The organism is Micromonospora thermarum (genome assembly GCF_012034245.1).
In the GTDB taxonomy this organism is placed as follows: domain Bacteria; phylum Actinomycetota; class Actinomycetes; order Mycobacteriales; family Micromonosporaceae; genus Micromonospora; species Micromonospora thermarum.
On record NZ_JAATEO010000009.1, the window covers coordinates 167,510 to 182,944 of the forward strand.

The 15,435-nt window shown below is 71.2% G+C and carries 10 protein-coding genes; 7 read left to right on the forward strand and 3 right to left on the reverse strand.

Annotated elements, in window-relative coordinates; genetic code table 11:
* Positions 1–102: 102 nt before the first annotated feature.
* A complete protein-coding gene (locus HCJ94_RS10905) occupies positions 103–510 on the forward strand; it encodes an ArsC/Spx/MgsR family protein (protein WP_240944122.1) in 408 nt (135 codons plus the stop codon).
* A gap of 1 nt (position 511) precedes the next feature.
* Here HCJ94_RS10905 and HCJ94_RS10910 read toward each other — a convergent pair whose 3' ends face one another.
* Entirely contained in the window at positions 512–694 is a 183-nt protein-coding gene (locus HCJ94_RS10910) for a hypothetical protein (RefSeq protein WP_168000854.1), read from the reverse strand.
* 90 nt (positions 695–784) lie between these two features.
* Here HCJ94_RS10910 and HCJ94_RS10915 point away from each other — a divergent pair, with 90 nt between their 5' ends.
* The 5 genes from HCJ94_RS10915 (at position 785) to pulA (ending at position 9,165) form a co-directional block, all read left to right on the forward strand.
* Entirely contained in the window at positions 785–1,492 is a 708-nt protein-coding gene (locus tag HCJ94_RS10915) for a hypothetical protein (protein WP_168000855.1), read from the forward strand.
* A gap of 37 nt (positions 1,493–1,529) precedes the next feature.
* On the forward strand, positions 1,530–1,919 hold the full coding sequence (locus HCJ94_RS10920; protein ID WP_168000856.1) for a DUF6841 family protein: 390 nt from the start codon (positions 1,530–1,532) through the stop codon (positions 1,917–1,919).
* 148 nt (positions 1,920–2,067) lie between these two features.
* On the forward strand, positions 2,068–2,739 hold the full coding sequence (locus tag HCJ94_RS10925; protein ID WP_168000857.1) for a cellulose binding domain-containing protein: 672 nt from the start codon (positions 2,068–2,070) through the stop codon (positions 2,737–2,739).
* A gap of 85 nt (positions 2,740–2,824) precedes the next feature.
* On the forward strand, positions 2,825–3,484 hold the full coding sequence (locus HCJ94_RS10930; protein WP_168000858.1) for a cellulose binding domain-containing protein: 660 nt from the start codon (positions 2,825–2,827) through the stop codon (positions 3,482–3,484).
* Between the two features lie 173 nt (positions 3,485–3,657).
* Positions 3,658–9,165, forward strand: a complete 5,508-nt coding sequence (gene pulA, locus HCJ94_RS10935; protein WP_168000859.1) for a pullulanase-type alpha-1,6-glucosidase — start codon at positions 3,658–3,660, stop codon at positions 9,163–9,165.
* Between the two features lie 86 nt (positions 9,166–9,251).
* Here the strand turns inward: pulA and HCJ94_RS10940 are convergent, their stop codons facing one another.
* The gene (locus HCJ94_RS10940; protein ID WP_168000860.1) at positions 9,252–11,402 is read right to left on the reverse strand and encodes a hypothetical protein; all 2,151 of its coding nucleotides are present in this window, start codon (positions 11,400–11,402) and stop codon (positions 9,252–9,254) included.
* A gap of 361 nt (positions 11,403–11,763) precedes the next feature.
* Positions 11,764–13,245: an aminopeptidase P family protein gene (locus HCJ94_RS10945; RefSeq protein ID WP_168000861.1), complete on the reverse strand. Its 1,482-nt coding sequence runs from the start codon at positions 13,243–13,245 to the stop codon at positions 11,764–11,766.
* 174 nt (positions 13,246–13,419) lie between these two features.
* Here HCJ94_RS10945 and asnB point away from each other — a divergent pair, with 174 nt between their 5' ends.
* Positions 13,420–15,381 carry an asparagine synthase (glutamine-hydrolyzing) gene (gene asnB / locus HCJ94_RS10950; protein ID WP_168000862.1) on the forward strand — a complete coding sequence of 654 codons (1,962 nt, stop codon included), beginning with the start codon at positions 13,420–13,422 and terminating at the stop codon, positions 15,379–15,381.
* The last annotated feature ends 54 nt before the right edge of the window (positions 15,382–15,435 follow it).

Genomic DNA, 15,435 nt, shown 5'->3' on the forward strand with positions numbered 1-15,435 from the left:
ACACTTACCCGCTGTCCGTTGCTCAACAAAACCGTACGTCCGTCTTGCTATTCGCGCAACCTCGGCCCGGTGTCGTGGCGCGACGACGACGCGGGATGCGGCATGCCGTGGATCTCTGCCACGATGACCGACGTGGAGATCTGGAACAACCCGTCCTGTTCCAAGTGCGTCGGCGCCCGCGACACGCTGGACGAGGCCCGTGTGCCGTACGTGGTGCGGCCCTACCTGGACCAGCCGCCGAGCGCGGCGGAACTGACCGACGTGCTGCGGCGGCTCGGCGTCCGCGCGTGGGACATCTGCCGGACGGGGGAGCGGGCCGCGGTCGCCCGGGGCATGGCCGACTGGCCGCGGGACGAGGCGGCCGAACCGCGCTGGATCGAGGCCATGGTGGCCGCGCCGGAGCTGATCCAACGGCCCATCCTGCTGCTCGACGACGGCGGCGCGCTGGTCGGGCGTACGCCCGAGGCGCTGGCGGAGGCCGTGGAGCGCGCGCGGCCGGGCGACGGGTGAGTCAGGACTCGTCGCGGGGCGCGACCGTCGCCTCCGCGTGCCGGTCCCGCAACCGGGCCCGGATCTCCTCCGGCGTGTACGCCCGGCGCCGCCGCTCCGCGCGGGCGATGACCACACCGGACGCCGCCACGCCGGCCAGGCCCGCCAGACCGAGCACCTTCCACCACCGCAACCGTCGCCGCATCGGCCTAGGGTAGACGCTCATGAGCGTGCGTAAGGGCGCCGCGCCGGCGGGTCCGGCCGGTCGCGTACGGAAGTACGGCGAGGTGGCGGCATGAGTCTCAGCCTGGACGAGGCCGTGGAGCTGACCCGCACCGGCGACGTGTGGGTGTTCCGCGGTCGCAGCGTGCCGGACCGGGCCATCCAGCTCACCACCAACAGCCCGGTCAACCACGTCGGCATGGCGGTGGTCCTGGACGACATGCCGCCGCTGATGTGGCACGCCGAGCTGGGCCGGTCGTTGCCGGACCTGTGGTCGGGCACGCATCAGCGCGGCGTGCAGCTGCACGACCTGCGCGACGCGGTCTGCGTCTGGGCCAACCGGTACGGGCAACGCGGCTGGCTGCGCCAACTGGAGCCACCGGCGGACGCGGAGATGGAGAAGGCGGTGCTGCGGACGATCGCCCGCCTCGACGGCACCCCGTTCCCGTCCACGGCCCAGCTCGCCTGGCGGTGGCTGCGGGGCCGGGCACCGGCGGTGCGGCTGCCCGGCCGGCGGGCGCCGCTCGCCCCGGACCGCGGGGCCGGGCTGAACGGCCGGGTGGCGGACGGCCGGGGCCGCACCCCCGTGCCGGAGCACCGGCTGGAGACAGCGTACTGCGCGGAGGTCGTCGCGGTCACCTACGAGGCCATGGGGCTGCTCCCGCCCGGGCGGCGTCCGAACTGGTACGACCCGGGCCGCTTCTGGAGCGGTGACGACCTCGGCCTGGCCGGCGGTGCGCGGCTCGGCGCGGAGATCGAGGTGCGCATCCCGCCGCGCTGAGGTTTGGGCCGGTCCCGTGCCGGCAATTCCCATCCGCGTGACGGCTTTCACCGACCTCGACGCGTTGACCGACTTCTTCGGGCGGTACGGCGCGGCGCTGACCGCCGGCGACGTGCCCGCCCTGACCGGCTGCTACGCCCTGCCCGGGCTCGTGGTCGCCGACACGTACAGCTTCTCGTTCACCTCGCCGGCGGCGGTGGCACTGTCCTTCGTGGGCGCCGCACCCGACTACCAGGAGCGCGAACTCGTCGCGGCACACGCGGCCATCGAGGACGTGCAGCAGGTGTCGGCGCTGCTCACCATGGTCGCGGTCGAGTGGGAGTTCCTCGACAGCCAGGGCCGCCGGGTCCCGGGGGAGCGCTACCGCTACCTGTTGCGCACCACCGCCGACGGCCCGGCCATCTGCACCGTGGTCCGCCCGGCCTGACCGCCGGAGCCGGACAGACCGACGGGCGCGTGGCGACCGGCCGTTTTCAGCCGTCCGCTGCCCGGTCGGCCGGGTTAGGGGACGGGCCGTTCCGCCGGTAGCGGCCGGTGGCTACGCTGGCGCGGCGGTTCGATGAGGGGGGAACCCGATGTCAGTGCAGCCAGCCGGGGGCACCGGTGGGCGGACCACGTCCAGGGTGCTGGCGTCGGCCCCGTGGATCGTCGTGCTGTCCGGTGTCGCGCTTCTGGTGGTGCTGCTCGTGACGGCGCTGCTGTCGTTCCGTGGGTCCGAACGGCAGGCCGTGCCGCCGCCCGCGCCGCCCATGCTCCTGCCGACGGTGGACGCCGCCGTGCCGGCGACGGGTTCGCCGACGGCCGTCGCGACGCCAACGACCGTCGCGACGCCGACGGCCACACCGACGCGGACCCAGTCAGCGACGCCCAGTTCCCCGGATCCGGCGGTGCCCAGTCCCCGCGTGATGGCCGGGGGTCAGACCACCGGCCAGGTCACCGCGCGCTACGCGGTGACCGCCAGCGACCGCGACTCGTTCGAGGCGGACCTGGTCGTCCGCAACGGGACCGGCCAGGCGCGGGACTGGCGGGTGGAGCTGCTGTTCACCGGCAACGTCAAGAGCATCCGGGTCTCCGGCGCCTCCGGCGTCTCGGTGTCCACCAACGGCAGCGGCTGGTACGTGCTGCGCAGCACGAGGTCGCTCGGCGCGGGGGAGACGGCGTCGGTCCACCTGCGGTTCACCCGCAACGGCGCCGGTGAGGAGCCGGGCCAGTGCACCGTCAACGGCGCCGACTGCGTCATCGGATGACCTGCTCCCCGATCGGCCCGACCCACCCGGCACCGTCCGGCGTGGTCGGTGGCTACGCTTTCCGGACGGCTCGCTGAGGAGGGACATGTCCGGCTCGCGTCGTGCCCCGCGATCGTCCCGCGCCACCGCCGCCATCGCGTCATCGCCGTGGATCCTGGTGGCTGCCGGCGTGGTCGTCATGGTCGTGCTGCTGGTCATCGCGCTCGGCGCGTACCGGGGCCGCAGCGGTGTCGACACGCCGCCGGATCCGCCCGCGCCGCCGCTGCTCCTGCCGGAGGTGCCGTCGTCGTCGGCCACCCCGACCGGGCCGGTCCGGCCCGGGCTGTCGCCGCGCGCGTCGGTCCAGCCCACCACGGGCGTCGCGACGCCCCCGCACCCCGCGCCGCGTGTGACCAGCCGCGCCGCCAACCCCACGTCGCCACCGCCGCCGGCCGGGATGATCGGCCGGTACCGGGTGGTGAACTCCTTCGACGGCGGGTTCATCGGCGAGGTCCTGGTACGCAACGGGACGGCGGAGCGGCGCGGCTGGACGGTGCGTGTGACGTACGCCGGCGGGCGGTTCGTGACCGCCTGGGTCGAGAGCTCTGAGCAGGGCCGCGCGACCGCCATCGAGGGCGGCTTCACCTACCGCAGCGGCGTCGACGTCGCCCCGGGCGGCAGCGCCACGCTGCGCTTCCACATGGAACGTACGGACTCCCGCCCGACCGGTTGCACGGTCGACGGCACGCCCTGCGTCCTCGGCTGACGTCCACCTCGGAGACGCACACGCCGCTCCCGCGGGACCGACTCTTTTAGCCCGCGACGCGGAAAGGGTGCTGCAAGCAGACTGCTTTGTTGCGACTCTGTTTGCAAGGCATTGCAGAATGTTTCGGCAAGGGCTAGCGTGCGGGCGAATCAGCGACCAGAGGAAGGCCGTCGATGAAACCCCCGCCGCTACCGCGCAAGGCCCTGCTCGCCCTCGTCTCGCTCCTGACCCTCACCCTCGTCGGCGCCCCGGTCGCCGTACACCAACTCGACGCCGACGCCAGTGGTCGCGGTGCGGGCACGTCCGTCGATCCGCTCGCCGCCGCCGGCGCGGTCCAGTGGAGCACCGAACCCTCCGCCGCGGCCCTGCTCGCCGCCGGTGGCAGCGAGGCCCGGGCCGAGCAGTTCTACTTCGTCCTGCCGGACCGCTTCGCCAACGGCGACCCGCGCAACGACCGGGGCGGCCTCACCGGTGACCGGCTGAAGACCGGGCACGACCCGGCGGACAAGGGCTTCTACCACGGCGGCGACCTCAAGGGCGTCATGGACCGGCTGGACTACATCCAGGGCCTCGGCACGACGGCCATCTGGCTCGCGCCCGTGTTCAAGAACCGCCCGGTGCAGGGCGCGGGGAAGGACGCCTCCGCCGGCTACCACGGCTACTGGATCACCGACTTCACCCAGGTCGACCCGCACTTCGGCACGAACGACGACCTGAAGCGGCTGGTCACGCTCGCGCACGGGCGCGGCATGAAGGTCTACCTGGACATCATCGTCAACCACACCGCGGACGTCATCAGGTACGCCGAGGACAAGTACGCCTACGTCGACAAGAAGACGTCCCCGTACCGGGACGCGCAGGGCCGGCCCTTCGAGGACCGCCACTACGCCGACGGCACCCGTGACTTCCCGGCGGTCAACACGCGGTCGTTCCCGTACACGCCGGCCTTCCAGACCCCCGCCGACGCGAAGGTCAAGGTCCCGGCGTGGCTGAACGACCCGACGATGTACCACAACCGCGGCGACTCGACCTTCGTCGGCGAGAACAGCGAGTACGGCGACTTCGTCGGCCTCGACGACCTGTGGACCGAGCGCCCCGAGGTCGTGCGGGGCATGACGAAGGTCTACTCCGACTGGGTGCGCACCACCGGCGTCGACGGCTACCGGATCGACACCGTGAAGCACTCGAACCTGGAGTTCTGGCCGCAGTTCAGCCAGGGCGTCGAGCAGGCCGCGGACCAGGCCGGCAAGAAGGACTTCTTCATGTTCGGCGAGGTCTACAGCGCCGACCCGGAGATCACCTCGACGTACGTGCGCCGGGGCGGCCTACCCGCCACCCTCGACTTCCCGTTCCAGGACGCCGCGAAGGGCTTCGTCACGGGCGTGGGCTCCGCCAAGGCCCTCGCGGACGTGTACGCCCGCGACGACCTCTACCACTCGCGGGACACCGACGCGAACCGGCTCACCACCTTCCTCGGCAACCACGACATGGGCCGCATCGGCGCGTTCGTCGCGGGCGGCGGCACCGACGCCGCCACCCACCTGCGCCGCGACCAGCTCGCCCACGAGCTGATGTTCCTCACCCGTGGCCAGCCGGTGGTCTACTCCGGCGACGAGCAGGGCTTCACCGGGGCCGGCGGCGACAAGGACGCCCGGCAGGACATGTTCGCCTCGAAGACCGCCGACTACCTCGACGACGACCTGCTCGGCACCGACCGCACGCACGCCGTCGACCAGTTCGACCCGACGCATCCGATCTACCGGACGATCGCCGAGCTGGGCAGGCTGCGCCAGGCGCACCCGGCGCTGCGCGACGGCGTCCAGGTCACCCGTCACGCCGCCGACGGGCCGGGCGTCTTCGCGGCCTCCCGCGTCGACCGGAAGGAGCGGACCGAGTACGTCGTCGCGGTGAACAACGCGACCACCCCGCAGACTGTCACCGTGGACACCTGGTCGGCCGGCGCCACCTTCGGCAGCGTCTACGGCACGACCGCCGCACCGGTGGCCGGCGGGGACGGCAAGCTCACCCTCACCGTGCCGGCGCTGTCGGCCGTCGTGCACCGGGCCGGCACGCCGATCGCGCTGCCCACGGCGGCGCCCACGATCACCATCACCGCTCCGGAGGCGGACACGCCGGTTCCCACCCGGGCCGCGGTGACCGCCCAGGTGACGGGCGACCCGCTCGCCACCGTCACGGTGGCCACCCGGGTCGCCGGTGGGAAGTGGACGCTGCTCGGCTCGGCCGACCGCGCCCCGTACACCGTGCACCACGACCTGACCGGCCTCGCCGGCGGGACGCGCATCGAGTACAAGGCGGTGGTCCGCGACGGGAAGGGCCGCACCGCCACCGCCCGCTCCACGGCCGTCGTCGGCACGCCCGAGCAGGCCGCCGCCCGCGACTGGCTGGTGGTGCACTACCAGCGCCCGGCCGGCGGGTACGACGACTGGGGCCTCTACGCCTGGGGGGACATCGACCCGGCGTACGTGACCGAGTGGCCCAAGGGGCAGCCCTTCGCCGGTGCGGACTCCTACGGCCGGTTCGCGTGGGTGAAACTCAAGCCCGGCGCGAAGTCGGTGGGCTTCCTCGTGGTCGACAAGAACGGCACCAAGGACGTCGAGCAGGACCGCACGGTCGACGTGACGAAGACCGGCGAGGTCTGGCTGAAGGCCGGCGACCCGACGGTCCACCCGACCCGGCAGGCGGCCACCGGCGAGCCGGACCCGGTCGTCGAGGAGGGTACGGCCGTCCTCCACTACCGGCGGGCCGACGGCAACTACGACGGCTGGGGCCTGCACCTGTGGGACGGCGCGGCCAGCCCGACCGACTGGGCGAAGCCGATGCCGCCGACCCGCGTCGACTCGTTCGGGGCCGAGTTCCGGGTGCCGCTCGCGGCCGGGGCCACCGGGCTGAGCTACATCATCCACAAGGGCGACGAGAAGGACCTGCCCGAGGACCAGCGCCTGGACTTCGCCGGCGCGGGACGCGAGGTGTGGCTGCTCGCCGGCACGCGCGGCCGGCTGCTGCCCGCCGCCACCACCGGCACCGCGAAGGACATCGACCTGACGAAGCAGAAGGCGCACTGGATCGACCGCGCCACCCTCGCCTGGCCGACCGGCCCCACCGACGGCAGGACGTACGCCCTGGTGACCGCGCCGGCCGGCGGGGTGACCGTGGCCGACGGCGAGCTGGCCGGTACGTACACGACGATCCCGCTGCGGGCGCAGCGCAACGGGCTGACCGAGGCGCAGCGGGACCGGTTCCCGCACCTGTGGGCGTACCAGGCCTTCACGGTGGACCGGCGGGACCTGGCCGCGGTGCCGGCGGCGCTGCGCGGGCAACTCGTGCTGACCGAGCGGGACGCCGAGGGCACGCTGCTCGCCGCCACCGGCGTGCAGGTCCCGGGCGTGCTCGACGACGTCTACTCCCGGGCGACCGGGGCGCGACTCGGCCCGACGTTCGCCGGGGGTGTCCCGACGCTCGCGGTGTGGGCGCCGACCGCCCGGACGGTGTCGTTGCAGCTGTTCGACTCGCTGGCGGCGCAGCCGCGTACGCTCGCGATGCGGCGGGACGACCGGACCGGCGTGTGGTCGGTGCGCGGGTCCCGCTCCTGGGCCGGGAAGTACTACCGCTACCAGGTGGAGGCCTGGCAGCCGGCGGCGCAGAAGGTGGTCACCGCGTCGGTGACCGACCCGTACTCGGTGGCGCTCGCACCCAACTCCACGCACAGCCAGATCGTCGACCTGGCCGACCCGCGGCTCGCGCCGAAGGGCTGGGCGGACCTGCGCAAGCCGGCGGCGGTGCCGGCGACGAAGGTGCAGATCTCCGAGCTGTCGGTGCGGGACTTCTCCATCGCCGACACCACCGTCCCGACCGAGCGCCGGGGCACGTTCCTCGCCTTCACCGACCCGGCGACCGCCGGCATGAAGCACCTGACGGCGCTCGGCGACGCCGGGGTCACCCACCTGCACCTGCTGCCGGCGTTCGACTTCGCCACGATCCCCGAGCGCCGCGCCGACCAGAAGCAGCCGCCGTGCGACCTGGCGACGCTGCCGCCGGACTCCGACGAGCAGCAGAAGTGCATCGCCGCGGTGGCCGACACCGACGGCTACAACTGGGGGTACGACCCGCTGCACTACACGGTGCCGGAGGGCGGCTACGCCGTCGATCCGGCGGGCGCGGCGCGCACCACCGAGTTCCGGCAGATGGTCGCCGGGGTGAACGCGGCCGGGCTGCGCGTGGTGATGGACGTGGTCTACAACCACACCTCCGCGGCGGGCACCGACCCGAAGTCGGTGCTGGACCAGATCGTTCCCGGCTACTACCACCGGCTGCTGGACGACGGGACGGTCGCCAACTCGACCTGCTGCGCCAACACCGCCCCGGAACACGCCATGATGGGCAAGCTCGTGGTGGACTCGGTGGTCACCTGGGCGAAGGCGTACAAGGTGGACGGCTTCCGGTTCGACCTGATGGGTCACCACCCGAAGGCGAACATGCTGGCCGTGCGGGCAGCGCTGGACGAGCTGACCGTCGCGCGGGACGGCGTGGACGGGCGGAAGATCCTGCTCTACGGCGAGGGCTGGAACTTCGGCGAGATCGCCAACGACGTCCGGTTCGTCCAGGCCACCCAGGCCAACATGGCCGGCACCGGGATCGGCACGTTCAACGACCGGCTCCGCGACGCGGTGCGCGGCGGCGGCCCGTTCGACGCCAACCCGCGCCAGCAGGGCTTCGCCTCCGGGCTGTTCACCGACCCCAACGGGGACCCGGTCAACGGCTCGGCGGCCGACCAGCGGGCCCGGCTGCTGCACCAGCACGACCTGATCAAGGTGGGGCTCACCGGCAACCTGCGCGGCTACCGGTTCACCAACTCCGCCGGAAAGCAGGTCACCGGGGCCCAGGTGGACTACAACGGGTCGCCCGCCGGGTACACCGCGGCGCCCGGGGAGGCCGTCACGTACGTCGACGCGCACGACAACGAGATCCTGTACGACGCGCTGGCGTACAAGCTGCCGCAGGAGACGGCGGCGGTGGACCGGGCCCGGATGCAGGTGCTGGCGCTGGGCACCGTCGTGATGGGTCAGGGCACGGGCTTCGTCACCACCGGCACCGAGCGCCTGCGGTCGAAGTCGCTGGACCGCAACTCGTACAACTCGGGGGACTGGTTCAACCAGATCCGTTGGGACTGCACCCAGGGCAACGGGTTCGGCGCCGGCCTCCCGCCGGAGCAGGACAACAGGGACAAGTGGCCGTACGCGAAGCCCCTGCTGGCGGACCCGAGGCTGGTGCCGGACTGCGCGGCGATCAACCTGACCGACGCCCGGTACGCGGAGCTGCTCAAGATCCGTGCGTCGTCGCCGGTCTTCGGGCTGGCCACGGCCGAGCAGGTGCAGAAGCGGGTGGCGTTCCCGCTGTCCGGCACGGCGGAGACCCCTGGTGTGCTCACGATGACGCTGGACGGTCGCGGCCTCGACGGGCGCTGGAAGTCGGTCACGGTGGTCTTCAACGCCACCAGCGAGACGGCGACCCAGCAGGTCAGCGGCCTGCGCGGGGCGGACGTGGCGCTGCACCCGGTGCTGCGGACCTCCGCCGACGAGGTGCTGCGGACGGCCTCGTTCGACCGGTCGAGCGGCACCTTCACGGTGCCCGGCCGCAGCGTGGCGGTCTTCGTGCAGCGGTAGTTTCGCATGGTGCGGCCCCCTGCCACCGGAGGTGGCAGGGGGCCGACCTTTGCGCCTAACTGTTCCCTGAAGTGCTGTGAAGCGCCTCAGTTGAAGCAGTCTTCGACGGTCTTGGCGCAGTTGGTGGGGTCGTTGTCGGTGATGGTGGATTCGTCGTCGAGCTTGACCTTGCCATCGTTGTTGAAGACACCACCGGCGATCTTGTTGTGCTCGTCGCCGTTGTCGGCCTTGTTCTTCGTGACCTTGGTGTCGGTCAGGGTGACCTTGCCCTTGTTGTTGTAGATGCCGCCGCCGTTCTTGCCGGCGAAGTTCTCCTTGACCTTGCTGTCGCGCAGGACCAGGGAGGCTCCGAGGTCGTCGTGGTCCTTGTCGTTGGACCAGTTGCTCGAGGCGGGCGCGCCGTTGTGCTCTTCGATCGGCTTGCCGTTGAAGATGCCACCGCCGAAGCGGCCGGCGCTGTTCTCGAGGATCTCGCTGTCGGTGACAGTGGCGCTGGCGCGCTTCTCCTCGTCCTTGTCGTCCTTGTCGTCCTTGCCGTTCTTGCCCCAGGACCCGACGTCGTTGTGCTTCTTCTCGTCGCTGCTGACGTTGTAGATGCCGCCGCCGTCCTTGTGGGCCTTGTTCTTCTCGATCTTGCTGTCCTTGACCGTCAGGACGGTGTCGACGGCGTAGATGCCGCCGCCGTTCTCACCGGCGGTGTTGTTCTTGACGAAGCTCCAGCGGACCTCGACGAAGCCGTCGCTGCTGAACAGGCCGCCGCCGTTCTTCTTGGCGGCGTTGCCCTCGATGAGGGTCTTCTCGATCTCGACGGTGCCGGCCTTGTTGTCCTTGTTGTCCTTGTCGTGCTTGTCGTGCTTGTCGTAGCCGTTGCCGCTCCAGTCGTGCTTCTTCTTGTCGTCGTCCTTCTTCTTGTCCTTGTCACCGTGGCCGTTGGCCACGCCGCCGCCGTTCTTGCCGGCGGTGTTGTTGGTGATGCGGGACTCGCCGCCCTTGCCGTCGCGGGACCCCGAGATCTCGAGGACACCGGCATTGAAGATGGCGCCGCCGTTCTTGCCGGCGTGGTTGTTGTCGAAGATGCTGCTCTCGACCTCGAGCCGGCCGAAGTTGGCGACCGCACCGCCGTTGTTCTCGGCGCTGTTGAGGAAGAACTTGGTGTTCACGAGGTGGGCCTTGCCGCCCCGCTCGACCAGCAGGCCACCGCCGTCGCCCTCGTGCTCCTTGTCGTCCTTGCCGTTCCAGTCCTTGCCGTTCCAGTCCTTGCCGTTGTTGCCGTGCGAGTCGCCGGACTCCTTGCCGTTGCCGCCGTTCCAGTCGTTCTCGCTCGACTCCCGACCGTTCCCGGACGACGCCTTGCCGGCCGCCCGCTGCGCGGCCGCCTTCTCGACAGCCGCCTTCAGGGCCTCCGCGAGCTTGGCCTCAGCCTGCTTCGCAGCCGTCGGCTTCGCGGCCGTCGTCTGCCCCGGAGCGGGCGCCGGGGCCGGAGCACCACCGCCGGTCCCGGACTGCTTGCCGTTGGGCTGCGACCACTCGCGCTTGTCCTTCTCGTCGCGCTTGTCCTTCTCGTCGTGCTTGTCGTTCTCGTGGTGCTTGTCGTTCTCGTGGTGCTTGGGCTTCTCGTCGCCGGCGGCGCCGTTCCTGACCTCGACGTCTTTCAGGGTCAGGTCACCACCGTCGGCCACCCGGAAGATCCGGAAGCCGTCCTTCGAATCGCGCTTGATCGTCGCGCCGTTGCCCTCGATCTTGATGTCCTCCTTGATCGTCGGCAGGCCCGCCTCGTCCTTCTTGTCGAACTCGTCCAGCTCGTAGGTGCAGTCCTTGGCCAACTTCAGCGTGCCGCCGTCGTCGCGGTTGGCCAGGTCCAGGGCCTCGATCAACTCGTCGTCGTCGCAGCCCACCTCCCGCACCCTGTCCTCGTGGCCCTTGCCCTTGCCCTTGCCCTTGCCCTTGTCCCAGTCCTTGTCCCAGTCCTTGTCGTCCTTGCCCTTGTCCTCGTGGCCCTTGTCCTTGTCCTTGTCGTCCTTGCCCTTGTCGCTGTCGCTGACCATCTGGGCGGTGGACCACTTGACGTCGGTCACCCGGTGCGCGCCGGTCACACCCGTCGTGGCGTACGCGACGCCCGCGAGACTGACCGCGCCGGTGAGGCTGGCAACGCCGGTGACGAACCAGAGCCCGCGCCGGCGGAACGGTGAGTTCTTGTCGCGGGTCGGGTCATCGTTATTGCGAAGGTTGTTGGACATCGGAGCTCTCTGTCCTCTCCTTGTACCGACAAGGTCGCTTCGCCGTGGCGAGGCGACCTCCGCTACAAATCGGTTGTAGCTGGCAAACCACACCGTATGGGAGAGTTACTCATGATGAGCGCGTATCCGAAAAAACCCCACATTGGGTACGGAGCGGGTGCGGACGGCGGGAGTGCGGACGTCGCACCCGGAGCGGCATGACCGGGTGCGGCGAATGCGGCCGTGGCGGAAAGCTGACGGAGGCCCCAGGACGTCCCCGAGGGCCTGAGCAGCGCAAACGACGTCGGGCCCCACCACCGGCATCCAGACGACGAGATACGTCGCAGACGCCGGCGGCGGGGCCCGCCGTTGTCGTACGGGGTCAGCCCGGCAGGCGCGGACCCGCCTCCCGCTGCTCGGCCAGCCAGCGCTCCACGTCGTCGGCCGTGCGGGGCAGCCCGGCGGACAGGTTCACCGCGCCGGTCGCGGTGACCAGGACGTCGTCCTCGATCCGGACGCCGATGCCGCGCAGCTCCTCGGGGACCAGCTCGTCCTCGGGCTGGAAGTACAGACCCGGCTCCACGGTGAGCACGTAGCCCTCGCCGAGGGTGCCGTCCCGGTACATCTCCTTGCGGGCGTTCGAGCAGTCGTGCACGTCGATCCCGAGCATGTGCCCGAAGCCGTGCAGCGTCCAGCGGCGGTAGACCGTCGACTTCTCGTCCATCGCCTCGTCCACGCTCACCGGCAGCAGGCCCAGGTTGGCCAGGCCCTCGGCGAGCACCCGCATGCAGGTCAGGTGCACGTCCTTGAACTTCACCCCGGGCTTGATGACGTCGATGCCGGCCTGCTGCGACGCGTACACGATGTCGTAGACCTGCCGCTGGAGAGCGGTGAACCGCCCGTCCACCGGCAGCACCCGGGTCACGTCGGCGGTGTAGAGGTGGCGGTTCTCCACGCCCATGTCCATCAGCAGCAGCTCACCCGGGCGGGTGGCGCCGTGGTTGTGCACCCAGTGCAGGATCGTGGCGTGCTCGCCGGCGCCGACGATCGAGCCGTAGCCGACGTCGTTGCCGTCGTGCCGGGCACGCAGGGCGAAGATCCCCTCCAGTAGCCGCTCGGACACGGCCCGGTCGGCCGGCAGCGCCCGGGCGACGTCCTCGAAGCCGCGGACCGTGGCGTCGATCGCGTCCTGGAGCTGGGCGATCTCCCACTCGTCCTTGACCAGCTTCAGCTCCGAGATGGTGATCGCCAGCTCCCGGTCGCGGGCCGGCTGGCCCTCCTCCCGCGGACCGTCGTACACGCGCACGGCCGCGTCGACGCGGCCGTCGAAGCCGCGGAGCACCCGCGTACGGGCCGGCGCGAGGTCGGCCAGCACCCCGTCCAGCTCGGTGAGGTCCGCGGTGGGCAGGCCCAGCTCGGCCGACTTCTCGGCCAGTGTGTGACGGCGGCCGACCCACAGCTCGCCGTGCCGGCTGCGGAAGAACTCGTCGGTCAGCCGCGACGAGCGGGGGCGCATGTACAGCGTGGCGTCGTGGCCCGAGCCGTTCGGCCGCAGCACGAGAACGCTGTCCGGGTCGTGGTCCCCGGTCAGGTACGCGAAGTCGCTGCCCGGCCGGAACCGGTGGTCGGTGTCGTTGGCGCGTACCTTTTCGCCGCCGGTCGGGATCACCAGGGTCTCGCCCGGGAATGCGGCGGAGAGCGCGGCGCGGCGCTTGGCGTAGTTCGGCACCTCCGGGCGCGGACCGATCGGCAGCGTGGTGTCCCGCCAGCCCTGCCGCATGAACGCCAGGAACGCCTCGGGGAAGTCCGGGTCGTGGGACTCGGTGCCGTCCGCCGGTCTGGTGTCGGTGCGCTCCTCGGTCATGTCCGCTCCCTTCGCGTCGTTGCTGGCCCCGACGGTACCGCGCGCCGGTGCCGGCGGGGACCCGGCGGTGGTCCGGCTGCTCGCACCGTCCGGCCGCCGCCGCGGCCCCGACCGTCCGGCCCGTTCGCCGGACGGCCGCGACGCTTGTGACGGACGCGTGGAAAGATGACGACCATGTGCGGACTCCTGGCCTTCTTCAGCGCGCGCGGCGACGCCGCCGCCCACCGCGACCACATCGCCGGGGCGTTGGAATGCCTACACCACCGCGGCCCGGACGAGACCGGCGTCGAGGTGGTCGGCGACGCCTCCGGCCGGTACGCGGACGGGGTGTTCGCCCACAAGCGGCTGGCGATCATCGACGTGGCCTCCAGCCACGAGCCGCTGCCGTACGCGAACGGGCGTTACCTGCTGACCTTCAACGGCGAGATCTACAACTACATCGAGCTGCGGGAGGAGTTGGCCCGCGATTTCGGGGCGCAGTTCGCCACCGCGGGCGACGGCGAGGTGATCGTCGCCGGCTACCACTACTGGGGCGAGCAGGTGCTCACGCGGCTGCGCGGCATGTTCGCGTTCGTCATCTGGGACCGGCAGGAGCGGCGCGCGTTCGGTGGCCGGGACTACTTCGGCATCAAGCCGCTGCACTACCTGGAGACCGCCGACGGCCTCTACCTCGCCTCGGAGAAGAAGGCGCTGCTGCCGTTCGCGCCGGCCAACTACGCCGGTGACGCCGGCATCGACACGGCGAACCTCAGCCACTACCTGACGTTGCAGTACGTGCCGGAGCCGGGCACCCTCCACCAGGGCGTCCGCCGGATCGGCTCGGGCGAGTACCTCACCTGGACGCCGGGCGGTCGCATCGACGTCCGGCGCTGGTACCGGCCCGTCTTCCGGCCCGCCCCGGTGCCGGACGAGCAGAAGCTCTACCACGAGATCCGGGAGACGCTGCGGGAGAGCGTCCGGATGCACATGCGCTCGGACGTGCCGGTCGGCTCGTTCCTGTCCAGTGGCATCGACTCGACCGCGGTGGTCGCCCTCGCCCGCGAGTTCAACCCGAACATCCTGACCTTCACGGTCGGCTACGACGTCCCCGGCTACTCCGAGATCGACGTCGCCCAGGAGTCGGCCCGCCACCTCGACGTGACCACGATCCCGACCAAGATCGGGCCGCAGGACATGATCGAGGCGCTCCCGAAGATCGTCTGGCACCTGGACGACCCGGTCGCCGACCCGGCGCTGGTGCCGCTGTACTTCGTGGCGAAGAAGGCCGCCGAGCACGTCACCGTGGTGCTCTCCGGCGAGGGTGCGGACGAGTTCTTCGGCGGCTACACGATCTACCGGGAGCCGCTCTCGCTCAGCCCCGTCAACGGGCTGCCCGGCGGCGTGCAAAAGGGGCTGCGGGCGGTCTCCAAGGCCATCCCGCAGGGCGTCAAGGGCAAGAGCTTCCTGGAGCGCGGCACCACCCCGATCGAGGAGCGGTACTACGGCAACGCGCGGATGTTCACCGAGGAGGAGAAGCAGCAGCTGCTGCGCCGGTACGACCCCTCGGTGCGCTACACCGACGTCACCGCCCCGATCTACGCGGAGTGCACGGAGCTCGACGACGTCACCAAGATGCAGTACGTCGACCTCTACACCTGGCTGCGCGGCGACATCCTGGTCAAGGCCGACCGGATCTCGATGGCGCACTCGCTGGAGGTGCGGGTGCCCTTCCTCGACCGCGAGGTCTTCGAGGTCGCGTCGAAGATCCCGGTCGACCTGAAGCTCCCGCCCCGCTCCGACGCCACGAAGTACGCGATGCGCCAGGCGTTGCAGGGGGTCGTGCCCCCGGCCATCGTCAACCGGAAGAAGCTGGGCTTCCCCACCCCGACCCGGGTGTGGCTGCGCGGCGAGATGTACGAGTGGGCCCGGCACGTGCTGGCCACCTCCGGCGCGGGCGACCTGCTCGACCTGTCGTACGCGCTGCGGCTCCTCGAGGAGCACAAGCGGGAGGAGGCGGACCACTCCCGCAAGGTGTGGACGGTGCTGATCTTCTGCATCTGGCACGCGATCTTCGTCGCCAAGACCCTCGACCCGGGGATCCAGCGCAACCAGTCCGCCCTGCTCACGAAGCCGGTGGTGGGCAGCATGGTCCGCTGACCCACGCCGGGTCGCGTCCCACGCGCGTCGATCAAGAGGTTTGCGTCAACCGGG